Here is a 23,310-nt window from a genome sequence, read left to right as displayed (position 1 = left end):
GGGTCCGTGACCGACAACGCTCAGCAGCAGCCGCCAGCCAACACCCCCGAACTGCCGACCCAGTACGCGCCGGCCGAGGTAGAGGGGAAGCTGTACGAGCGCTGGGTCGAACGGGGTTACTTCGCCGCCGACGCGAACAGCGACAAGCCCCCGTACACCATCGTCATTCCGCCGCCGAACGTCACCGGGTCCCTGCACCTCGGCCATGCCTTCCAGCACACGCTCATGGACGCCCTGACCCGCCGCAAGCGCATGCAGGGGTACGAGGCGCTCTGGCTGCCCGGCATGGACCACGCCGGTATCGCCACGCAGAACAAGGTCGAGCAGCAGCTCGCCGAGGAGGGCAGGTCGCGGCAGGACCTCGGGCGCGAGGCGTTCGTCGAGCGCGTCTGGCAGTGGAAGGAGGAGTACGGCGGCAAGATCCTGGGCCAGATGCGTCGGCTCGGGGACGGCGTCGACTGGGACCGCGAGCGGTTCACCATGGACGAAGGGCTGTCCAAGGCCGTCCAGACCATCTTCAAGAAGCTGTACGACGACGAGCTGATCTACCGCGCCGAGCGGATCATCAACTGGTGCCCCCGCTGTCTGACGGCCATCTCCGACATCGAGGTCGAGTACCAGGAGGACGACGGCGAGCTCGTCTCCATCACGTACGGCGAGGGTGACGAGACCCTCGTCGTCGCCACCACGCGTGCCGAGACCATGCTCGGTGACACCGCCGTCGCCGTTCACTCCGACGACGAGCGCTACCGGCACCTCATCGGCAGGCGCATCAAGCTCCCGCTGACCGACCGCACCATCCCGGTCGTCGCGGACACGCACGTCGACCCCGAGTTCGGCACGGGTGCAGTCAAGGTCACCCCCGCCCACGACCCGAACGACTTCGCCATTGGCCGGCGCCACGGCCTGGAGTCGATCACCGTCATGGACGAGCGGGCGGTCATCACCGTCCACGGCCCGTTCGAGGGACTCGACCGCTACGAGGCGCGCAGCGCCATCGTCGGCGCGCTGCGCTCGCAGGGCCGGATCGTCGCCGAGAAGCGTCCGTACGTCCACAGCGTCGGGCACTGCTCGCGCTGCCGGACCACCATCGAGCCGCGGCAGTCCCTGCAGTGGTGGGTCAAGGTCGGCCCGCTCGCGCAGGCCGCCGGTGACGCGGTCCGCGACGGCCGGGTGAAGATCCACCCCGAGGACATGTCGAAGCGGTACTTCGACTGGGTCGACAACCTCAACGACTGGAACATCTCGCGTCAGCTGTGGTGGGGCCACCGCATCCCGATCTGGTACGGCCCGGACGGCGAGACGGTCTGCGTCGGCCCCGACGAGCAGCCGCCCGGCACGGAGGCCGAGGGGTGGACGCAGGACACCGACGTCCTCGACACCTGGTTCTCGTCCGGCCTGTGGCCGTTCTCCACGCTCGGCTGGCCCGAACAGACCCCGGACCTCAAGAAGTTCTATCCGACCGACGTCCTGCTCACCGGCCACGACATCATCTTCTTCTGGGTCGCCCGGATGATGATGTTCGGCCTGTACGCGATGGACGGCGAGGCCCCCTTCAAGACCATCGCCCTGACCGGTCTGGTCCGTGACGAGCGCGGCAAGAAGATGTCGAAGTCGTTCGGCAACGTCGTCGACCCGCTCGACTGGATGGACGAGTACGGCGCCGACGCCGTCCGCTTCACCCTGGCCCGCGGCGCCAACCCCGGTACGGACGTGCCGATCGGCGAAGCCTGGGTCCAGGCGTCCCGGAACTTCGCCAACAAGATCTGGAACGCGACGCGGTTCGCGCTGATGAACGGCGCGACGGTCGAGGGCCCGCTCCCGGACTCGTCCGAGATGTCGGCGACGGACCGGTGGATCCTGTCGCGGCTCAACGCGACGGTCGCCCAAGTGGACGCGCTCTACGAGGACTTCCAGTTCGCGAAGCTCTCCGACGCGCTGTTCCACTTCGCCTGGGACGAGGTCTTCGACTGGTACGTCGAGCTGTCGAAGACGACGTTCATGGCGGGCGGCGCCGCCGCCGAGGTCAGCAAGCGGGTCCTCGGCGAGGTCCTGGACGTCATGCTGCGGCTGCTGCACCCGGTCGTCCCGTTCGTGACGGAGACGCTCTGGACCACCCTCACGGGCGGTGAGTCGGTCGTGATCGCCGACTGGCCGAACGCTGTGCTCGTTCCTGGGGCCGACGCCCCGGGCGGCTTCCGCGACACCAACGCCGAGCGCGAGATCGAGACGCTCCAGCAGGTCATCACGGAGGTCCGCCGCTTCCGTGCCGACCAGGGGCTGCAGCCGGGGCAGCGGGTGCCGGCCAGGCTGACCCTCGACGGGACCGCGTTCGCCCCGCACGAGGCGGCCATCCGCCAGCTGCTGCGTCTGCAGCCCGAGGGGGACGCCTTCGCCGCCACGGCGACGCTGCCGGTCGCGGGTGCGCTGGTCGCGCTCGACCTCTCCGGCACGATCGATGTGGCTGCCGAGCGGAAGCGGCTCGCGAAGGATCTGGCCGCCGCCGAGAAGGAGAAGGCCCAGGCGAACGCCAAGCTCGGCAACGAGGCGTTCCTCGCGAAGGCGCCGGACCATGTCGTGGACAAGATCCGGGCGCGGCTCGCCAAGGCCGACGAGGACATCGTCCGCCTGGAGGCGCAGCTGGAGGGGTTGCCGCAGCAGGCGTAGGCAGGTATGTGTTCGGGCCTCGAGCCCCGGGCCCCGGAACCATGGACGGTTCCGGGGCCCTTGCCCGTGCGGGGCGCTGGGCGCTTCCTCCGGTGCGTTGGGGAGGTGCGGGTTGTCTGTGGCTGGTCGCGCAGTTCCCCGCGCCCCTGAGGAGGGCTGTCTGTGGGGCTCCGTAGACTGGGTGTGTGAGTGAGTTCCCGCACGACAGCAGTGAGTCCGATCCGTTCGACGAGATCGTCGAGGCCGAGACGGAGCGCGATCCCGATCTCGCCTTGATCGAGGCCGGCAGCCGCACCCTGCGTACGCAGGGCGGGCAGCCGCAGGCCGACCTTCCCGCGCGCCCGGACGACCCGGAGGCCGACAAGGCGCTGCGCGAGGTCGAGGCCGAGCTCGCCACGCGGTGGGGCGAGACCAAGCTGGAGCCGTCCGTGAGCCGGATCGCCGCGCTCATGGACTTGCTCGGCGATCCGCAGCGCGCGTATCCCGCGATCCACATCACGGGGACCAACGGCAAGACGTCGACGGCCCGCATGATCGAGGCCCTGCTCGGCGCCTTCGAGCTGCGCACCGGGCGGTACACCTCGCCCCACGTCCAGTCGATCACCGAACGGATCAGCCTGGACGGGGCATCGATCCCGGCCGAGCGGTTCGTGGAGACGTACCAGGACATCCAGCCGTACATCGAGATGGTCGACGCGGCTCAGGAGTTCCGGCTGTCCTTCTTCGAGGTGCTCACGGGCATGGCGTACGCGGCCTTCGCGGACGCGCCCGTCGACGTGGCCGTCGTGGAGGTCGGGATGGGCGGCAGCTGGGACGCCACGAACGTGATCGACGGGGATGTCGCGGTGGTGACTCCCATCGATCTGGACCACACCGACCGGCTGGGGGAGACCCCGGGGGAGATCGCCAAGGAGAAGGCCGGGATCGTCAAGCAGGGGGCGACGGTGATCCTGGCCCAGCAGCCCGTCGACGCCGCCCAGATGCTGCTCAAGAAGGCCGTCGAGGTCGATGCCACCGTGGCCCGCGAGGGGCTCGAGTTCGGTGTGATGAGCCGACAGGTCGCGGTGGGCGGGCAGCTGCTGACGCTCCGGGGTCTCGGCGGGGAGTACGAAGCGGTGTACATCCCGCTGCACGGGGCGTACCAGGCGCACAACGCCGCGGTGGCGCTCGCCGCCGTGGAGGCGTTCTTCGGCGTCGGGTCCCAGCGGCCCGAGGCGCTCGACATCGACACGATCCGCAAGGCCTTCGCGTCGGTCTCCTCGCCGGGGCGCCTGGAGATCATGCGCCGGTCACCGACCGTCGTACTGGACGCCGCGCACAATCCGTCGGGCGCCCGGGCGACCGCGGAGGCGGTTCAGGAGGTCTTCGACTTCAGCCGGCTGATCGGCGTCGTCGGGTCGAGCGGGGACAAGAACGTACGGGGGCTGCTTGAGGCCTTCGAGCCGATCCTCACCGAGGTCGTCGTGACGCAGAACTCCAGCCATCGTGCGATGGACGTGGACGAGCTGGCCGGGATCGCCGTCGAGGTGTTCGGGGACGACCGTGTGCAGGTCGAGCCCCGGCTGGACGACGCTCTGGAGGCCGCGATCACCCTGGCCGAGGAGGAGGCCGAGTACGCGGGCGGTGGCGTCCTCGTGACCGGTTCCGTGATCACGGTCGGCGAGGCCCGGCTGCTTCTGGGGGGAAACTGAGCCGTGCGTACGCTCTGTGCTTCGACGCTGATCGGTGAGTTCTTCGTCATCGGGTTCGCCGGGCTTGTGGCGATGAAGGATCCCGATCTGTCCATGACCATGGTCTGGACGGTGAGCGGGATCGCGATGGTGCTGTGTCTGCTGCTGTGCGGGATGATCACGCGGCCGGGAGGTGTCCAGTTCGGCTGGGCGCTGCAGATCGCGCTGATCGGGAGCGGGTTCGTGGTGCCGGTGATGTTCTTCCTGGGAGTCGTCTTCGCCGCGCTGTGGTGGGCCTCGGTCCACTTCGGACGCAAGGTGGAGGAGGCGAAGGCGCGGTTCGCCGCGCAGGCGGACGCGGGGGGCAGTACGGCGTAGGGGCGACCTCCATGGACCCGTACTCAAGGCCTCAAGGCCTCAAGGGACTCAAGGGCTCCGCCCTCGAACCCCGTATCGGCCTGGACCGAACCCCGCGGGCGGCGGGGGCGACAACAGGGTCGGCGCCGTAGCACCTGGCCGTAGCACCTGACGGTGAGTGACACGCATTCGGACACGCCCTGTAGCCTCGTAATCCGCACATTAGTGACCCGAAGGAGCCACCACCGTGAGCCAGCGCACCCTCGTCCTTCTCAAGCCCGACGCCGTCCGTCGTGGCCTGACCGGCGAGATCATCGGCCGTATCGAGCGCAAGGACGGCTGGCAGATCACCGCGCTGGAGCTGCGCACGCTGGACCAGGACACGCTGGAGCAGCACTACGGAGAGCACAAGGGCAAGCCCTTCTACGAGCCGCTGGTCGCCTTCATGGCCTCCGGCCCGGTCGTGGCGCTGGTCGTCGAGGGCGAGCGCGTCATCGAGGGCGTACGGGCGCTGGCGGGCCCGACCGACCCGATCGCCGCCGCTCCCGGCTCCATCCGTGGTGACTTCGGCGTGATCGTCCGCGAGAACCTGATCCACGCCTCCGACTCCGAGGAGTCCTCCGAGCGTGAGCTGAAGATCTTCTTCCCGGGCCTGGTGTGACCTCTGCGGCACAGCAGGCAGCGGCCGCCTCGCCCGGGGGCGGCTGCGCGCCGGGCAGGGCCGCCCTCTAGGGTGTAGCGAACAGGCTGTAGTGAACAGGCTGTAGTGAAAACCTTCTGAAGCCTTGTCAGGCAGGTAGGCGTCTGACCTGCGGTCTGCGCAGAATGGTGGCCGGTCGCTGGCATATGCGTGGCGATCGGGGGAACGCATTCCCCCGATGGGCCGTCTCCAGAAGCGAGACAGCGGGTCATCTGGTGACAATGGCGAAGACCCTCGCGCAGTGTTCGTGCAGGCGAGACTACGATGGAAGCCTTCACGTCTCAGCGCTCACCCTCGCCGTCCTAAAAAGCCATCAAAAGCTCCACTTGGGAAGGCCAGACGAATCCTGATGGGGAACTCAATGTCGTTCATCGGCCGTGACATGGCTGTCGACCTCGGGACCGCCAACACGCTGGTGTACGTCAGGGGTCGCGGGATCGTGCTCAACGAACCCTCCGTCGTCGCGATCAACACCAACACCGGTGGCATCCTCGCCGTCGGCTCGGAAGCGAAGAAGATGATCGGGCGGACGCCGGGCAACATCGTCGCCGTCCGTCCGCTGAGGGACGGCGTCATCGCCGACTTCGAGATCACCGAGCGCATGCTCCGCTACTTCATTCTGAAGATCCACAAGCGGCGCTACCTCGCCCGCCCCCGGGTCGTCGTCTGCGTGCCCTCCGGCATCACGGGCGTCGAGCGCCGTGCCGTCATCGAGGCGTCGTCCCAGGCCGGCGCCCGCCAGGTACACATCATCGAGGAGCCCATGGCCGCGGCCATCGGTTCCGGTCTGCCGGTCCACGAGGCCACGGGCAACATGGTGGTGGACATCGGCGGCGGCACCACCGAGGTCGCGGTCATCTCGCTCGGCGGAATCGTCACGGCACAGTCCATCCGCGTGGCCGGCGACGAGCTGGACAACGCGATCATCCAGCACATCAAGAAGGAGTACTCGCTCCTCCTCGGTGAGCGGACGGCCGAACAGATCAAGATCACGATCGGTTCCGCGTACGACCTCGACAAGGACGAACACACCGAGATCCGCGGCCGGGACCTGGTCTCCGGCCTGCCTAAGACCGTCGTCATCTCGGCGGCCGAAGTCCGCAAGGCGATCGAGGAACCGGTCAACGCGATCATCGACGCGGTCAAGACCACCCTCGACAAGTGCCCGCCGGAGTTGTCCGGCGACGTCATGGACCGCGGGATCGTACTGACCGGCGGCGGCGCCCTGCTGCGCGGCCTCGACGAGCGGCTGCGCCGCGAGACGGGCATGCCGATCCACATCGCCGAGGACCCGCTGGACAGCGTGGCGCTCGGCGCCGGCAAGTGCGTCGAGGAATTCGAGGCGCTCCAGCAGGTGCTGGACGCCCAGCCGCGCAGATGACGTAACTCTTCGATTCCGCCGTACGAGATGATCCCTTCTCGTACGGCGGATCGTTGATATTGAGGCATAAGCTCCCCAAGGAACCTGCGGGTTCCGGCCTCGGTTCCCCGCTCAGGGGCACTCCGGAGCCCTCCAGGGTTCTTCGGAACCCGACTGGGTGAGCCACATACGAATTCCGACGAGGAAGGCACGGCCGCCGCACGTGAGGGACACACGAGAGAGCCGGCTGCTCCTGGTGCTGCTGATCGCCATCGCGTTCGCTTTGATCACGGTGGACATCCGCGGTGGTGAGGACTCCCCGGTCGACGGTGCCCGCCGTGGCGCCGCCACGGTCTTCGGCCCGATCGAGGACGGGGTGTCGACCGCCGTCGACCCCGTCGGCAACGCGATCCAGGCCGTGAAGGACTCCGGTGGCCGCCACAGCCGCGTCGCCCAACTCGAGCGGGACAACGCCGGGTTGAAGGCGAAACTGGGCAGTGACGACCGTAACCGCAGCCGCGTCAAACAGCTCGACAAGATCCTCAAGACGGCAGGCGCCGGGCAGTACGGCATCAAGGGCGCCGAGGTCATCGCCATAGGGGCGGCCCAGGGCTTCTCCTGGACCGTCACCATCGACGCCGGCGCGAACGACGGCATCAAGCGCGACATGACCGTCCTCAACGGAGACGGACTGGTCGGGCGCGTCACCACCGTGGGCCCCGGCACCGCCACCGTGCTGCTCGCCAACGACCCCGACTTCACGGTCGGTACGCGCATGGAGTCCAGCGACGAGCTCGGCTTCGCCTCCGGCCAGGGCGACCGCCCGCTGCGCGTGGAACTGCTCAACGGCAAGGCCAAGATCAAGAAGGGCGACCGGCTGGTCACCTTCGGCTCCCAGGCCGACAAGCCGTTCGTGCCCGGTGTTCCCGTCGGCCTGGTCTCCCGCGTCGACCCGTCCGGCGGCGACCTGACCCGCACGATCTACGTCACGCCGTTCGCGTCCTTCTCCAAGCTCGACATCGTCGGCGTCGTCGTCCAGGCCCCGCGCAAGGACCCGCGCGACGAGGTGCTGCCGCCCAAACCCAAGCCAACGCCCACGCCGACCGTGACCGTGACGGTCACGCCGTCGGCCGGCGCGCCCGCCGACGGCGTGCAGCAAGAGCAGTAGGAGCTGAGTTCCCCATGCGCTTCAACCGAATGCTGCTCTCCGCCGCCCTGGTGATCGTCGCCCTGGTGATCCAGGTCAGCGTCCTGGCCCGGCTGCACCTGCCGGGCGCCGTACCGGACCTCCTGCTGCTCACCGTCCTCGGCCTCGCCCTGGTCTACGGCCACGTCGGAGGCGCCCTCGTCGGCTTCGGCGCGGGCCTGCTCGCCGACCTGGCCCCGCCCGCCGACCACGCCGCCGGGCGCTACGCCCTCGTGCTGTGCGTCATCGGCTACCTCGTCGGACTCGCCAAGCCCGACAACGGCCAGCTCAAGTCCGCGACGGGCCCCATGGCCGTGGTGGTGGCCGCCGCGGTCGGCTCCACACTCCTGTACGCCGGAGTGGGCGCCCTCGTCGGCGACACCGCCGCCCGCCACGTCGGCCTCGGCAACCTGCTGTTCACGGCCGCCCTGTACGACCTGCTGCTCGCCCCGTTCGTGGTCCCCGGGATCATGGCCCTGGCCCGGCGCGCCGAGAACGATCCGCTCGCAGAGGCCAACGGTTCAGGGAAGTCGGCCGACGTCGCCGCGGGCTGGCTGGCCTCCGGCACGGGCCTGCGCATCGGCAGCCAGCGCGGGGGACTGAGAGTGCGGGCCGCGAAGGCCCGGGTGGCCCGCGCGGGACGCATCAAGGGGGTCAAGCGGCTGTGACACCGGCGCTCACGACAACAGCACACCGAACGAGCAGTACGAACCGTATGAGCCGCATGGGCAGTACGAGCCGTACGAGCCGTACGACCACAGCACACCGAACGAGCTGAGGGAGGGGGAGCAGTGACCAATATTCCGGAGACCGGCCGGACCCCACGGGTCCAGATCCGGCTCATCGTCATCCAGATCCTCGTACTGTCCCTCCTGGGCACCCTCGGCGGGCGCCTCTGGTACCTCCAGATCCGCAACGGCGACGAGTACGCCAAGGAAGCCTCCGGCAACCACGTCCAGCAGGTCGTCAGCCCCGCCGTGCGCGGTTCGATCCTGGACGCCCGCGGGGTGCCGATCGCCGACAACGAGACCCGGCTCGTGGTCTCCGCGTCCCGGACCGACCTGCTGAAGATGGAGGACGACGGCGACGCCGTCCTCACCAAGCTCGCGGACGTCCTCGGCATGAAGGCCGCGGACGTGCTGGACAAGGTCCGGCTGTGCGACGCGAAGACCCCGCAGCCCTGCTGGAACGGCTCCCCCTACCAGCCGATCCCCATCACCGACGAGGCCACGCCCAAGCAGGCACTGCAGATCCGCGAGCGCGCCGAGGACTTCCCCGGTATCTCCGCGGAGCCGCAGGCCGTCCGCCGTTACGCCGCCCCCGGCAAGGCCAACACCGCGCAGGTCCTCGGCTACCTCTCGCCCGTCACCGACACGGAGATCACCAAGGCCGAGAACACCGACTCGCCGTACCTGCGCTCCGACCAGGTGGGCCGCTCGGGCCTGGAGCGCCAGTACGACAAGGCGTTGCGCGGCAAGGCCGGCGTCACCCGCTACGAGGTCGACAACCTCGGCCGGGTCATCGGCCAGGCCAAGAGCGACGAGGCCGAGCCCGGCGCGAACGTCGTCACCAGCATCGACTCCCGCGTCCAGCGCGTCGCCGAGTACGAGCTGAACGAGGCGATGAAGACCGCCCGCAAGGAGATCGACCGGAACACCGGCGTGAACTACAAGGCCGACTCCGGTGCCGTGGTCGTCATGGAGGCCAAGACCGGCCGGGTCGTGTCGATGGCGTCCAACCCGTCGTACGACCCGAACGCCTGGGTCGGCGGGATCTCCGGCAAGGACTACACGAGGCTCACCGGCAAGGACTCCAACTACCCGCTCCTGAACCGCGCGATCCAGGGTCAGTCGGCCCCCGGCTCGATCTTCAAGGTCGTCCCGACAGCCGCCGCCATAAACGCCGGCTACTCCTTCGACGGCCCCTACCAGTGCGGCGCCTCGTACTCCATCGGCGGCCAGGTCTTCAAGAACTTCGAGTCCAAGGGATACGGCCCGATCAGCCTCGGCCGCGCCCTGGAGGTCTCCTGCGACACCGTCTTCTACGGCCTCTCCCACGCGGAGTGGAAGAAGGACGGCGGCATCAAGCCGAACAAGAACGCAAAGAACTGGTTCTACAAGACGGCCCACCAGTTCGGCCTCGGCAAGGAGACCGGCATCGACCTGCCGAACGAGGTCACCGGCCGCGTCCCCGACCGCAAGTGGAAGCAGGACTACTGGAAGGCCAACAAGGACGCCTGGTGCAAGTACGGCAAGAAGGGCGGCTCGTACGCCCAGCAGATCGCGTACGAGAACTGCCTCGAAGGCAACAGGATGCGCGCCGGTGACTCCGTCAACTACTCGATCGGCCAGGGCGACACGCTCGTCACGCCGATCCAGATGGCGACGATCTACGGGGCCATCTCCAACGGCGGCACGCTCTACGACCCGACCGTCGGCAAGGCGGTCGTCAGCCCGGACGGCAAGTCCGTCCAGGAGATCGAGCCGAAGTCGCACGGCAAGCTGCCGATGACGAAGACGACCCGCGACGCCATAGACGGTGCCCTGGAGGGAGTCGCGACCCGCGGTACGGCCGCCTGGAGGTTCGAAGGCTGGCCGCAGGACGAGGTCCCGATGCACGCCAAGACGGGTACGGCCGAGGTCTACGGCAAGCAGACGACCTCGTGGTTCGCGACATACACCAAGGACTACACGGTCATCATGACCATCTCCCAGGGTGGTACGGGTTCCGGCGCCTCGGGCCCCGCCGTGCGCAAGATCTACAACGCGCTGTACGGAGTCTCCGAGGACGGCAAGATCGACAAGAAGAAGGCCCTGCTCGCCACGCCGCAGAAGAACCTGCCGAAGATCGAGAAGGACGGGTCGATCGACTCCCCGAAGGCCGAGGTGTACCCGCCGAAGGCGGAGGAGCAGGCCACCGAGGAGGGACAGCAGCAGACGGCGGGCGACAACCCGGCCGCCGCCGTGCCCAACCCCAACACGGGCAACAACCGGGACAACCGCAGGCGCTCGGCCCGCCCGAGGAAGAGGCGGAGGGCGCTCGTATGACCGGCGCGAACGGCTTCTCCGTCTCCGGATACGGACCCGAACGCGGCAGCTGGACGCGGGTGTTCGCCCGCGACTCGCTGGCCCGCAGACTCGACTGGCCGATACTGTTCGCGGCCATCGCGCTCTCCGTGATCGGCGCGGCCCTCGTCTACTCGGCGACCCGCAACCGCACCGAGCTCAACCAGGGCGACCCGTACTACTTCCTGTTCCGGCATCTGCTCAACACGGGCATCGGCTTCGCCCTGATGATCGGCACGGTCTGGCTCGGCCACCGCAACCTGCGCACGGCCGTACCGATCCTGTACGGGATCTCCGTCTTCCTGGTCCTGCTGGTGCTGACCCCGCTCGGCGCGACCATCAACGGCGCCCACGCGTGGATCGTCGTCGGTGGCGGCTTCTCGCTCCAGCCCTCCGAGTTCGTGAAGATCACGATCATCCTGGGCATGGCGATGCTGCTCGCGGCCCGGGTCGACGCCGGCGACAAACCGCACCCCGACCACCGCACGGTCCTACAGGCGCTCGGCCTGGCCGTCGTACCGATACTCGTCGTCCTGCTCATGCCCGACCTCGGTTCGGTCATGGTCATGGTGATCATCGTGCTCGGTGTGCTGCTCGCCTCCGGCGCCTCCAACCGCTGGATCTTCGGCCTGATCGGGACGGGCGCGCTCGGGGCGATCGCGGTCTGGCAGCTCGGGATCCTCGACGAGTACCAGATCAACCGCTTCGCCGCGTTCGCCAACCCCGAACTGGACCCGGCGGGCGTCGGCTACAACACCAACCAGGCACGGATCGCGATCGGCTCCGGCGGCCTGTTCGGCACCGGTCTCGGCAAGGGCTCGCAGACCACCGGCCAGTTCGTGCCCGAGCAGCAGACGGACTTCGTCTTCACGGTCGCAGGCGAGGAACTCGGCTTCGTGGGGGCCGGGCTCATCCTGCTCCTGCTCGGCGTCGTCCTGTGGCGGGCCTGCCGCATCGCCCGCGAGACGACCGAGCTGTACGGCACGATCGTCGCCGCCGGAATCATCGCCTGGTTCGCCTTCCAGGCGTTCGAGAACGTCGGAATGACCCTCGGCATCATGCCGGTCGCGGGTCTCCCACTGCCCTTCGTCTCGTACGGAGGTTCGTCGATGTTCGCGGTGTGGGTGGCGGTGGGACTGCTGCAGTCGATCAGGGTGCAGCGGCCCATGTCGGCGTAGCCGTTCCACCGGGTCCGCCCGGAGGGGCGCGGGTTTATTCGCGTGCAGGCCGGTCATGGCTGAGCGCGCAGTTCCCCGCCCCCCTTTCGGGGCCTAGATTCAGGTCATGGCGGACACCAAGCGGGAGATCGAGCGTAAGTACGAAGCCGATGCGAATGCCGGACTGTCGGATTTGCCGGACCTGACGCGTGTGCCGGGCGTCTCGGCCGTCATCGACAAGGGCGTCGCCGAACTCGACGCGACCTACTACGACACGGCCGACCAACGCCTCGCCGCCGCGTCACTCACCCTGCGCCGCCGTACCGGTGGCGACGACGCGGGCTGGCACCTGAAACTCCCGGTCTCCGACGGCGTACGGGACGAGATCCACGCCCCGCTGTCCGACACGGTGCCCCACACCCTCACCGGACTCGTCCGCTCCCGGGTGCGCGACGCCGAACTGGTCCCCGTCGTACGGCTGCTGTCGGCCCGCGACGTCCGCCACCTCGTCGACGAAGCCGGGGGCCTGCTCGCCGAGATCAGCGTCGACCGCGTACGGGCCGAGCGGCTCAGCGGCGGTGACGGCACCGCCCAGTGGACCGAGATCGAGGTCGAACTGGCGGACGAGGGCGACCCCGCCTTCCTCGACAAGGTCGAGAAGAAACTGCGCAAGGCCGGCGTCTCCCGCTCCAAGTCCTCGTCAAAACTGGCCAGGGCCCTGGGCGAGACGGGCCGCAAACCGCGCAAGGAAGCCGTCGTGGAGGCCGCGCCGGTCACCGCGGGCGACCACGTCCTCACGTACCTCCGAGCCCAGCGCGAGGCGATCGTCGAGCTCGACCCGGCCGTCCGGCGGGACGTCCACGACGCCGTGCACAGCATGCGCGTCGCCACCCGCAGGCTGCGCAGCACGTTCCGCTCGTACGGCACCATCCTGGACCGGGCCGTCACCGACCCGATCCGCGACGAACTGAAGTGGCTGGCGGGGGAGCTGGGCGTCGACCGCGACCAGGAGGTCCTCACCGAGCGCCTCACGGCGGCCCTCGGCGACCTGCCGCGCTCCCTGCTCGCCGGCCCCGTCCGCGGCCGCCTGCGCACCTGGGCGGGGGCCCGCCGCTCCGGCTCACGGCGCCGACTGATCGCGGTCCTGGACGGCGGCCGCTACCTGAACCTCCTCGTCTCCCTCGACGCGCTCCTCGCCACCCCGCCACTGCTCAGGGCCGCCGCGGACACCACGGAGAAGGCGATCACCAAGACGGTGCGCAAGGACTTCGACAAGCTGTCCGGCCTGGTGGGGGCGGCCGTCGACCTGCCGTCCGGCGAGGGCCGCGACCTCGCGATCCACGAGGCCCGCAAGAAGGCCAAGCGCACCCGTTACGCGGCCGAACTCGCCGCCCCCGTACTCGGAAAGCCCGCGAAGAACCTGGTGGGCGACATGAAATCCCTCCAGGGCCTGCTCGGTGAGCACCAGGACAGCGTGATGGCCAGACTGGCACTGCGCGACCTGGCGACCCAGGCGCACGCGGCGGGGGAGAACGGCTTCACGTACGGGGTCCTGTACGGGCGCGAGGAGCGCAACGCCGCGTCCGTGGAGGCCGGGCTGCCGGAAACGTGGGAGACGATCAGGAGCCGAACGGCTGTCTGAGTGGCCGGTCGGCGGCACCGGCTGGTGCGAGGGACTCGGGGAAGCGGGCGGGGGGTGCCCGCGAGCACGTTAGGCTGGACAATCACCCCTTCTCAGCTCACGAAAGTTCGCGAGATGCCTGCCGAATCCGCTGTATCGGTCTTTCCACAGCTCGAAGCTCTGCTCCCGCATGTGCAGAAGCCGATTCAGTACGTCGGCGGAGAGCTCAACTCCACGGTCAAGCCCTGGGAGGACTGCGACGTCCGCTGGGCGCTGATGTACCCGGACGCGTACGAGGTCGGACTGCCCAACCAGGGCGTCATGATCCTCTACGAGGTCCTGAACGAGCGCGAGGGCGTGCTCGCCGAGCGCACCTACAGTGTCTGGCCGGACCTTGAGGCGCTGATGCGCGAGCACGGCGTCCCCCAGTTCACGGTCGACGGACACCGGCCGGTGAAGGCCTTCGACGTGTTCGGGCTGAGCTTCTCCACGGAACTCGGCTACACGAACATGCTGACCGCGCTCGACCTCGCCGGCATCCCGCTGGAGTCGAAGGACCGCGGTCTCGACGACCCGATCGTGCTGGCCGGCGGCCACGCCGCCTTCAACCCCGAGCCGATCGCCGAGTTCATCGACGCGGCGGTCATCGGCGACGGCGAGCAGGCCGTGCTCGACATGACCGAGATCATCCGCGCCTGGAAGGCGGAGGGCCGCCCCGGCGGCCGCGAGGAGGTCCTCTTCCGCCTCGCGAAGACGGGCGGCGTGTACATCCCGGCGTTCTACGACGTCGAGTACCTGCCGGACGGCCGTATCGCCCGCATGGTCCCCAACAAGTCGGGTGTCCCGTGGCGTGTGTCCAAGCACACGGTCATGGACCTGGACGAGTGGCCCTACCCGAAGCAGCCCCTCGTCCCGCTCGCGGAGACGGTCCACGAGCGCATGTCGGTGGAGATCTTCCGCGGCTGCACCCGAGGCTGCCGCTTCTGCCAGGCGGGCATGATCACCCGCCCGGTCCGTGAGCGCTCCATCACGGGCATCGGCGAGATGGTCGACAAGGGCCTCAAGGCCACCGGCTTCGAAGAGGTGGGCCTGCTCTCCCTCTCCTCGGCGGACCACTCGGAGATCGGCGACATCGCCAAGGGCCTGGCGGACCGGTACGAGGAGGACAAGGTCGGCCTGTCCCTCCCCTCCACCCGCGTCGACGCGTTCAACGTCGACCTGGCCAACGAGCTGACCCGCAACGGCCGTCGCTCCGGTCTGACCTTCGCCCCCGAGGGCGGCTCCGAGCGCCTGCGCAAGGTCATCAACAAGATGGTCTCGGAAGAGGACCTGATCCGGACGGTCTCGACGGCGTACGGCAACGGCTGGCGCCAGGTGAAGCTGTACTTCATGTGCGGCCTGCCCACCGAGACCGACGAGGACGTCCTCCAGATCGCGGACATGGCGATGAAGGTGATCGCCGAGGGCCGCAAGGTCTCCGGCCAGAACGACATCCGCTGCACGGTGTCCATCGGTGGCTTCGTCCCGAAGCCCCACACGCCGTTCCAGTGGTCCCCGCAGCTGTCGGCCGAGGAGACGGACGCCCGCCTGACCAAGCTCCGCGACCGGATCCGAGGCGACAAGAAGTACGGCCGCTCCATCGGCTTCCGCTACCACGACGGCAAGCCCGGCATCGTCGAGGGCCTGCTCTCCCGCGGTGACCGCCGCATCGGCTCCGTCATCCGCGCCGTCTACGAGGACGGCGGCCGCTTCGACGGCTGGCGCGAGCACTTCTCGTACGACCGCTGGATGCGCTGCGCCGACAAGACGCTCCCCGCCTTCGGCGTGGACGTCGGCTGGTACACCACCCGCGAGCGCACCTACGAGGAGGTCCTGCCCTGGGACCACCTCGACTCGGGCCTCGACAAGGACTGGCTCTGGGAGGACTGGCAGGACGCACTCGACGAGACCGAGGTCGACGACTGCCGCTGGACGCCGTGCTTCGACTGCGGGGTGTGCCCGCAGCTCGACCTCGACATTCAGGTCGGCCCGACGGGCAAGAAGCTGTTGCCGCTGACGGTCAAGACGCCCACGGCAAGCGGACACGTTCACTGACCGGCGTCACGACCGGCTGGCTCCGCGGCTGCGCGACTTCGGCGGCTGCGTCGGTTACGGAATGCGGCCCACGCGGAGGAAAGCCGCGGTTTTGGATCCGTACCGGCCGCTGACGCGTCCTGGTGAATATGGACCTGGAGAAAACGCCGCAGTCCGCGCCACCCGGGACAACTGGGACGCCTGGGGACCTTGGGAAAGTTGGGGCACCTGGGGTGCCCGAACTGCCCGAGCCGTCCGCCACCTCCCGTACGCCCGCGCGGCAGCGGGACGCCGCTCCCGAGGGGTGCCTCGCCGTCGCCATCCGTATTCCGGTGCGGATCGTGGTGTTCGTGCTGATCGTGCCCGTGCGGATGGCGTGGGACGCGCTGGTCGTCGGTGGCCGGTTCCTCAAGGACACGCTGTTCCGGCCGTTCGGCCGGGCTCTCATGTGGGTGTTCGCGCCGGTCGGACGGGCCGTCGTGTGGTTGGTGGAAGGCATCGCGACCGTCGTCGGGTGGCTGCTGACCGGACTCAGTTACGCACTGATGTGGCTGGGCCGGCTGGTGTTCGTGTGGCCGTGGGTGGGGCTGTGGCGTTACGTGGCCGTGCCGGTGGGGCGGGCGCTGGCCTGGCTCGGGCACGTGCTGCTCGTCGTCCCCGCCCGGTGGCTGTATGAGCGGGTGCTGACGCCCCTCGGCCACGGCGTCGTGTGGACGCTGCGGGGGCTCGGAGCCGGCTGCGCCTGGCTGTGGCGGATGTCGGTGGTCGCCCCGACGGGCTGGCTGTACCGGGCTCTGCTCGCGCCGACCGGGCGGGGCATCGCCTGGATCACCAAGGGGGTGTGGGGCGGCGCGGTGTGGGTTTCCCGCGGATTGTGGGCCGGTGTTGTGTGGGTCGCTCTTGGGGCGTGGGCGGGTGTTGTGTGGGTCGCTCGTGGGATGTGGGTCGGCATCACATGGATCGCCGGAGGGTTGTGGGCCGGCATGACATGGGTGGGCGGAGGGGTGTGGGCCGGACTGACGTGGGTGGGCCGGGGGGTCCGCGCCGTGGTGGTCTGGCTCGCCATGGTCGTGGGGACACTCTTGCGGTGGATCTTCGTCGTACCCGCCGTCGCCCTGTGGCGCTGGGTGCTCGCCCCGGTCGGACGCGGCATCGCCGTCGTCGCGCGGGAGATCGGCGGGGCCGTGGGGCACGCGTGGCGGGTCGCGGGCTACGTGTCGCTGGCAGTCGGGCGGTTCCTCGGGCGACTCTTCCGGTGGATCTTCATCGAGCCGGTGCGATGGGCGTACCAGAGCGTGCTCACTCCTCTGGGGCATCTCGTGCGGGACGCTTTCTGGCGGCCCGTGGCGGAGGCCGCCCGGAGCGTGGGGCGCGCCACCCGGCAGGCCCTGGCGAGCGCCCGGGAGACGGCACGGCAGACCAGGGCCGACATCCGGCGCATGGTGTTCGGGGCCCCGCGCGAGCCCGAGCCTGTGCCCCTGGCCGGACCCCGGAGCGAGCCGGAGCCGGGGCGCCTGGTCAAGCCCGACGCGTCCCTGTAATGCGCGCCGGACCGCTCCTGTGGGGAACCGGCGGGCGCCGGGACACGTACTCTAGGTAGTAGTACGACCGCAACTCACGAAGGACTGAGCGACACTGGGCAAGCGACAGCCCGAAGGCCCGCCGCCCGCACCCGCGGTGCAGCGCATCCGACTGCGCTACACCAAGCGCGGCCGCCTCCGGTTCACCAGCCACCGTGACTTCCAGCGTGCCTTCGAGCGCGCGTTGCGCCGAGCCGAGGTGCCCATGGCGTACTCGGCTGGGTTCACGCCGCACCCGAAGGTGTCGTACGCCAATGCCGCACCCACCGGCACGGGCAGTGAGGCCGAGTACCTGGAGATCGCGCTCACCGACGCGCGCGATCCCGACAAGCTGCGCGAGCTCCTCGACGAGTCGATGCCCGTCGGGCTCGACATCATCGACGCGGTGGAGGCCCGTACGTCGGGTCTCGCCGACCGGCTCACCGCGTCCGTGTGGGAGCTGCGCCTCGACGGCGTGTCTCCCGAGGACGCGGAGCGGGCGGTCGACGCCTTCACGGCGGCCGAGACCGTCGAGGTGCAGCGCAAGGCGAAGAACGGGATGCGTACGTTCGACGCCCGTGGCGCTGTCGCCAGTCTGAAGGCTCACAGTGCACAGCCGGAGGCGCCCAGTGCGCAGCCGGACGCACATGATCCCCAGGCTGATAGGCCGACCGACCAGGCTTGTGCGATACTGCGGCTGGTTGTTCGGCACGTGACGCCTGCCGTTCGACCCGACGACGTTCTGTCCGGTCTCCGAGCTGTGGCCGACCTGGCGCCGCCGGTCCCCGCAGCGGTGACCAGGCTGGCGCAGGGGCTTTTCGATGAAGAGACCGGCACGGTGACCGACCCACTCGCGCCCGACCGCGAGGCAGCAGCATCCTCTCCGGTTTTCTCCGGAGACACCGCGGCTGCCACCGCGAAGGCGTCGGCGTAAGGAAGGTCCCGCGTAGGGACGGACGTCGAAGCGCCGCCCTTGTATCCGGGAGCCACCTGGGTCGGGCAGCGCACCGACCAGAAGACTTTCGCCAGGCCGTACGCACACATGGCGTACGGAACCGGCGAGACAGGACACAGAGAGCTCCCGTGCGGCGCCCGCGCCCCGGACGGCGGCACCGCGCAACGCGCGAGCCGCGGACGTCACCGGATCTGCGGCGCCCGGGAGCCTGACGGGAGATCCACCCGCATGCTTGAGCCGACCGAACCCACCGAGCCCTTGAAGGGCTCCGACAACGACACCCCCAGCGACACGCTGCCGCCACGCCGGCGCCGTCGCGCCGCTTCACGCCCCGCGGGGCCGCCCTCGGCGAACGCCGAGAGCGCCGATGTGGCAGAGACCACGGCGCCGGCCATACCGGCTGTGAGCTCCGCCGACCTCGCGGCCGAAGACACACCGGAGACCGAAGCGGCGGCAGAGGCGCAGGAGGCGGCTGTGACCGCCGAGACGCCCGTGGACGTACTTGTAGAGGCATCCGCCGCAGAGACCGCCCCCGCCCCGCGTGCGCGCCGTCGCGCCACGCGCCGGGCGTCCGCCCCCACCGGTGCGCCGCAGGCCGCCGAGACGGCGGACACCACCGGGCCCACCATCGCCGCGCCGGCCGCCGAGGTACCGGCTGCTGCTGTCGCTGCTCCGGCGGTGGAAGAGGCATCGCCCGTTGAGGCCGAGGCTGCTTCCGCGCCGCGTGTGCGTCGTCGTGCCACGCGTCGGGCCACCGCTCCGACGGGTGCGCCGCAGGCGGCTGCTGTCGAGGCCGCTCCGGTGTCCGTTGAGGCGCCTGTGGCCGACGAGGCTGCCGAGGTACCGGCTGCTGCTGTCGCTGCTCCGGCTGTGGAAGAGACACCGGCTGTCGATGCTGAGGCCGAGGCCGAGGCCGAGGCCGCTCCCGCGCCGCGTGGGCGTCGTCGTGCCACGCGTCGGGCCACCGCTCCCGCGGGTGCGCCGCAGGCGGAGACCGAGACCACCCAGGCGGCGCCCGTAGAGGCGCCCGCCGAGCCCACTCGCCGCGCCGCCCAGCCGAAGGCGGAGCGCGCCGCGACCCCCACCGCGACCGAGCCCGCCGAGGCCGTTGTCCGCGACGAGCGCAGGGAGGCCCCCGTGGCCGCCGCCAAGGACGACCGGTCCGCCGAGACCGAGGCCCCCGCCGACGCCGAGGACGCCACCCCGCGTCGCGCCCGCCGCCGGGCCACCCGCAAGGCGGCCGGAGGCTTCTCCGCTCCCGCGCCGCGCACGGCCGCGCAGGCCGAGGAGGAGTCGGGCCGGCGCCCCGCCCGCCCCGCCGTCGCCGTGTTCCAGGCGCCGGTCTTCGCCGAGCCCATGTTCCAGACGCCGGAGCGTGCCGCGGCCGCCGCCGCGGCAGAGGCCGCCGAGGAGACCGAGGACGTCACGGAGCCGGTCCAGGAGGCCGCCCCCGTGGTCGTCGAGGAGGAGACCGGCGGATCGCGCCGTCGCCGCCGCAGGAAGTCCGAGGAGCCTGCCGCACCGGTGGAGCGGCCGGTGGAGCGGGCCCCCGAGGCCCAGGAGCCTGTCACCGAGGAACCCGCCGAGGAGGAGTCCGCCGAGGACACCGCCGACGGTGACGACGGCGAGGAGACCGGCTCGCGCCGCCGTCGCCGCCGTGGTGGCCGCCGTCGCCGCCGTGGCGAGTCCGCCGACGCCGACGACGAGTTCGGCAGCGAGCAGAGCGAGCAGACCGAGCGCGGCGAGAAGGGTGCCCGGGCCACCGAGGCCACCGAGGACGCCGCCGAGCAGGGCGAAGAGGACGCCGCGGACGCGGAGGACGAGCACGAGGACGCCGGCGGCTCCAGCAGCAGCCGTCGTCGTCGTCGCCGTCGCCGCCGCGCCGGTGACTCCTCCGGTGAGGCCGAGCCCGTCGGCAACAGCGACCCCGAGCGCACGGTCGTCAAGGTCCGCGAGCCCCGCAAGAAGGACGAGCGGTTGGCGCACGACGGCTCGGACGAGGTGCAGTCCATCAAGGGCTCGACCCGCCTCGAAGCCAAGAAGCAGCGCCGCCGTGAAGGGCGCGAGCAGGGCCGGCGCCGCGTCCCGATCATCACCGAGGCCGAGTTCCTGGCCCGCCGTGAGGCCGTCGAGCGGGTGATGGTCGTCCGTCAGAGCGGCGAGCGCACGCAGATCGGTGTCCTTGAGGACGACGTGCTCGTGGAGCACTACGTCAACAAGGAGGAGGCGACCTCGTACGTCGGCAACGTCTACCTGGGCAAGGTCCAGAACGTGCTGCCGTCGATGGAGGCCGCCTTCATCGACATCGGCAAGGGCCGCAACGCGGTGCTGTACGCCGGTGAGGTCAACTTCGAGGCGCTGGGCATGGCCAACGGCCCCCGCCGCATCGAGAGCGCCCTGAAGTCCGGCCAGTCGGTCCTCGTACAGGTCACGAAGGACCCGATGGGTCACAAGGGCGCCCGTCTGACGAGCCAGGTCTCGCTGCCCGGCCGCTACCTGGTCTACGTGCCCGAGGGCTCGATGACCGGCATCAGCCGCAAGCTGCCCGACACCGAGCGCGCCCGCCTGAAGACCATCCTCAAGAAGATCGTCCCCGATGACGCCGGTGTCATCGTGCGCACCGCCGCCGAGGGCGCGAGCGAGGACGAGCTGCGCCGTGACGTCGAGCGGCTCCAGGCGCAGTGGGAGGACATCCAGAAGAAGGCGAAGAGCGGCGGCAGCTCGAACGCGCCGACGCTGCTGTACGGCGAGCCGGACATGACCGTGCGAGTCGTCCGGGACATCTTCAACGAGGACTTCACCAAGGTCATCGTCAGTGGTGACGAGGCGTGGGACACCATCCACGGGTACGTCGCCCATGTCGCGCCCGACCTGGCCGACCGGCTGTCGAGGTGGACCTCCGAGGTCGACGTCTTCGCGACGTACCGGATCGACGAGCAGCTCGCCAAGGCGCTTGACCGCAAGGTCTGGCTGCCGAGCGGTGGTTCGCTGGTCATCGACAAGACCGAAGCGATGATCGTGATCGACGTCAACACCGGCAAGTTCACCGGTCAGGGCGGCAACCTCGAAGAGACGGTAACCAGGAACAACCTGGAGGCGGCCGAGGAGATCGTGCGCCAGCTGCGGCTGCGCGACCTCGGCGGCATCGTCGTCATCGACTTCATCGACATGGTCCTGGAGTCCAACCGGGACCTGGTGCTGCGACGCCTCCTGGAGTGCCTGGGCCGCGACCGTACGAAGCACCAGGTGGCCGAGGTCACCTCGCTGGGCCTCGTCCAGATGACCCGTAAGCGGGTCGGCCAGGGCCTGCTGGAGTCGTTCTCGGAGACCTGCGTCCACTGCAACGGCCGTGGCGTGATCGTGCACATGGAGCAGCCGACCTCCGCCGGAGGCGGCGGCAAGCGCAAGAAGCGCGGTCGCGGCGGTGCCGAGCAGACCCACGAGCACGAGCACACGCACGAGCACACGTACGAGTCGGAGACGGCCGACGTCTTCGAGCCCGTCGAGACGGCGGCCGAGGTCGCCGCGGAGGTTGCCGCGCCCGTCGCGCTTCCCGAGCCCGAGTTCGTACCGGACGAGGATCTCTACAACAGCGCCGCCGAGGCGGAGGCCGCGGCCACTCGTGGTGGTCGTTCGCGTCGTCGTGCGAGCCGGCGGGCGTCCGCCCCGGCCGGTACGCCGAGGTCTGAATCCCGCAGGTTCGACGGGTCCGACAGGTCCGAGCGTCGGAGCGAGGCTCCGACGGCGCAGTCCGTGACCCCGGAGGACGAGGTCGCGCGTCCCGTGCAGCAGGAGCCGGCCACGGTCGCACAGGCCGCGCCCGCCGCCGCCGAGGACCCGGTGGTCGAGGCTCCGGCCGTCGCCGAGGCCCCTGTCGTCGACGACGCCGCCCCCAAGGGCCGTACGCGCCGTCGGGCGACCCGCAAGGTGTCCGCGCCGGCCGGTTCGCCCAAGGCCGCCGAGGACGCCGTGGTGACGGTGACCGAGCCGGTTGCCGCGCCCGCCGAGCCGAAGGCGGAGCAGACCGCCGAGGCTGCCTCCACAACGGAGCGGACGGCGTCGACGGAGCCGACGGAGCAGTCCGGCACCGACAGCGCCGCCCCGGCCCGTCCGAGGCGTCGTGCGGTCCGTAAGGCCACCGCGCCGGCCTCGTCCGCGGAGACCTCCGTCGTGGTCGTCCCGTCGTCATCCTCGCAAGCCCCGGCGCAGGCAGCCGAGGCGCCGGTCGAGGCTCCCGCGGAGTCGTCGCCGGAATCGGCGGAGTCGTCCGGCGAGGGCGACGAGGCTCCGGCCAAGAAGACGGCCCGCAAGACGGCCAAGAAGGCGACCGCCAAGAAGGTTGCCGCGAAGAAGACGACGCCGGCGGCGGCCAAGAAGACGGCCGCCAAGAAGACCACGGCCAAGAAGGCGACGAAGACCGCCAAGACGGCCGCGAAGTCGACGTCGAAGAAGACCGCGGCGGCGGAGCAGCAGACGCCGTCCGGCGTCACGGCCTCCACCGACGAGGGCTGACGGGTTCGAGTACGGCCTGAGGCGCGAGTAGCACCTGAGGCACGAGTAGCAGCACCCGAGGCGCGAGCCTCGAACACGACGCCCCCCGACCGGCGGTCATCCAGCCGGGCGGGGGGCGTCGGCGTACCCGGCGGGGGAAGGGGCCGGTCCACCGGCAGGGGCGCCGTCGTCGCGCGTACGACCCGCGCTGTTACCTGAACTGCCGTCCAGGGCGCCCTGTTTGACGTACCGTGACCTGCTTTCGGAAGCGCCTCGGAGGCAACAGGGCCATCACATTCACCCCCCGCCTCTTGGAACGCGATCGCTTACCTGTAAAACTCATGCGGTCACACGTAGTCATCACACGAAGTTGTCACACGAATTCGTCACACGAAGTCATCGGTACGCACACGCGGGTGCGCGTTGGGGAGAACGCTCGCACGTGTCAG

At 70.0% G+C, this 23,310-nt stretch carries 14 protein-coding genes; all 14 read left to right on the top strand.

Annotation, left to right across the window (positions count from 1 at the left end):
- The first annotated feature begins 6 nt into the window (after nucleotides 1–6).
- Nucleotides 7–2,667 (top strand): valine--tRNA ligase, encoded by a 2,661-nt coding sequence (locus AB0D14_RS16235; RefSeq protein WP_362779138.1) that lies wholly within the window; start codon nucleotides 7–9, stop codon nucleotides 2,665–2,667.
- A 185-nt stretch (nucleotides 2,668–2,852) separates the two neighbouring features.
- Nucleotides 2,853–4,358, top strand: coding sequence for a folylpolyglutamate synthase/dihydrofolate synthase family protein (locus tag AB0D14_RS16230; protein ID WP_362779135.1), 1,506 nt, complete (start codon nucleotides 2,853–2,855; stop codon nucleotides 4,356–4,358).
- A 3-nt stretch (nucleotides 4,359–4,361) separates the two neighbouring features.
- Nucleotides 4,362–4,715 carry a DUF4233 domain-containing protein gene (locus tag AB0D14_RS16225; RefSeq protein WP_362779133.1) on the top strand — a complete coding sequence of 118 codons (354 nt, stop codon included), beginning with the start codon at nucleotides 4,362–4,364 and terminating at the stop codon, nucleotides 4,713–4,715.
- 226 nt (nucleotides 4,716–4,941) lie between these two features.
- Nucleotides 4,942–5,355 (top strand): nucleoside-diphosphate kinase, encoded by a 414-nt coding sequence (gene ndk / locus AB0D14_RS16220; protein ID WP_362779130.1) that lies wholly within the window; start codon nucleotides 4,942–4,944, stop codon nucleotides 5,353–5,355.
- A gap of 400 nt (nucleotides 5,356–5,755) precedes the next feature.
- Nucleotides 5,756–6,775 carry a rod shape-determining protein gene (locus AB0D14_RS16215; protein WP_362779128.1) on the top strand — a complete coding sequence of 340 codons (1,020 nt, stop codon included), beginning with the start codon at nucleotides 5,756–5,758 and terminating at the stop codon, nucleotides 6,773–6,775.
- Between the two features lie 202 nt (nucleotides 6,776–6,977).
- A complete protein-coding gene (mreC, locus tag AB0D14_RS16210) occupies nucleotides 6,978–7,922 on the top strand; it encodes a rod shape-determining protein MreC (RefSeq protein ID WP_362779126.1) in 945 nt (314 codons plus the stop codon).
- Between the two features lie 14 nt (nucleotides 7,923–7,936).
- Nucleotides 7,937–8,608, top strand: coding sequence for a rod shape-determining protein MreD (gene mreD, locus AB0D14_RS16205; RefSeq protein WP_362779123.1), 672 nt, complete (start codon nucleotides 7,937–7,939; stop codon nucleotides 8,606–8,608).
- 123 nt (nucleotides 8,609–8,731) lie between these two features.
- Complete coding sequence (gene mrdA, locus AB0D14_RS16200) at nucleotides 8,732–10,987, top strand: penicillin-binding protein 2 (RefSeq protein ID WP_362779121.1); 2,256 nt, start codon at nucleotides 8,732–8,734, stop codon at nucleotides 10,985–10,987.
- A complete protein-coding gene (gene rodA / locus AB0D14_RS16195) occupies nucleotides 10,984–12,183 on the top strand; it encodes a rod shape-determining protein RodA (protein ID WP_362779118.1) in 1,200 nt (399 codons plus the stop codon). The genes mrdA and rodA overlap by 4 nt, the downstream gene beginning before the upstream one ends.
- A 106-nt stretch (nucleotides 12,184–12,289) precedes the next feature.
- Nucleotides 12,290–13,804 (top strand): CYTH and CHAD domain-containing protein, encoded by a 1,515-nt coding sequence (locus tag AB0D14_RS16190; protein WP_362779116.1) that lies wholly within the window; start codon nucleotides 12,290–12,292, stop codon nucleotides 13,802–13,804.
- 114 nt (nucleotides 13,805–13,918) lie between these two features.
- Nucleotides 13,919–15,877 (top strand): TIGR03960 family B12-binding radical SAM protein, encoded by a 1,959-nt coding sequence (locus AB0D14_RS16185; RefSeq protein WP_362779114.1) that lies wholly within the window; start codon nucleotides 13,919–13,921, stop codon nucleotides 15,875–15,877.
- A 212-nt stretch (nucleotides 15,878–16,089) separates the two neighbouring features.
- The gene (locus tag AB0D14_RS16180) at nucleotides 16,090–17,397 is read left to right on the top strand and encodes a hypothetical protein (RefSeq protein WP_362779112.1); all 1,308 of its coding nucleotides are present in this window, start codon (nucleotides 16,090–16,092) and stop codon (nucleotides 17,395–17,397) included.
- Between the two features lie 136 nt (nucleotides 17,398–17,533).
- On the top strand, nucleotides 17,534–18,349 hold the full coding sequence (locus tag AB0D14_RS16175) for a TIGR03936 family radical SAM-associated protein (protein WP_362779109.1): 816 nt from the start codon (nucleotides 17,534–17,536) through the stop codon (nucleotides 18,347–18,349).
- A 249-nt stretch (nucleotides 18,350–18,598) separates the two neighbouring features.
- Nucleotides 18,599–22,882, top strand: coding sequence for an Rne/Rng family ribonuclease (locus tag AB0D14_RS16170; RefSeq protein ID WP_362779107.1), 4,284 nt, complete (start codon nucleotides 18,599–18,601; stop codon nucleotides 22,880–22,882).
- Nucleotides 22,883–23,310: the final 428 nt, after the last annotated feature.

Origin of the sequence: Streptomyces sp. NPDC048484 (genome assembly GCF_040651415.1) — a bacterium.
GTDB lineage: Bacteria > Actinomycetota > Actinomycetes > Streptomycetales > Streptomycetaceae > Streptomyces.
The sequence above is the reverse complement of the archived record's forward strand: the minus strand, read 5'-3'. Positions and strand labels throughout refer to the sequence as shown.

What these genes read in the sequence shown, in the direction of transcription:
- AB0D14_RS16215 (WP_362779128.1), top strand. Translation starts at nt 5,756, where the DNA reads ATGTCGTTCATCGGCCGTGACATGGCTGTCGACCTCGGGACCGCCAAC.
- mreD (WP_362779123.1), top strand. Translation starts at nt 7,937, where the DNA reads ATGCGCTTCAACCGAATGCTGCTCTCCGCCGCCCTGGTGATCGTCGCC.
- rodA (WP_362779118.1), top strand. Translation starts at nt 10,984, where the DNA reads ATGACCGGCGCGAACGGCTTCTCCGTCTCCGGATACGGACCCGAACGC.
- AB0D14_RS16190 (WP_362779116.1), top strand. Translation starts at nt 12,290, where the DNA reads ATGGCGGACACCAAGCGGGAGATCGAGCGTAAGTACGAAGCCGATGCG.
- AB0D14_RS16185 (WP_362779114.1), top strand. Translation starts at nt 13,919, where the DNA reads ATGCCTGCCGAATCCGCTGTATCGGTCTTTCCACAGCTCGAAGCTCTG.
- AB0D14_RS16170 (WP_362779107.1), top strand. Translation starts at nt 18,599, where the DNA reads ATGCTTGAGCCGACCGAACCCACCGAGCCCTTGAAGGGCTCCGACAAC.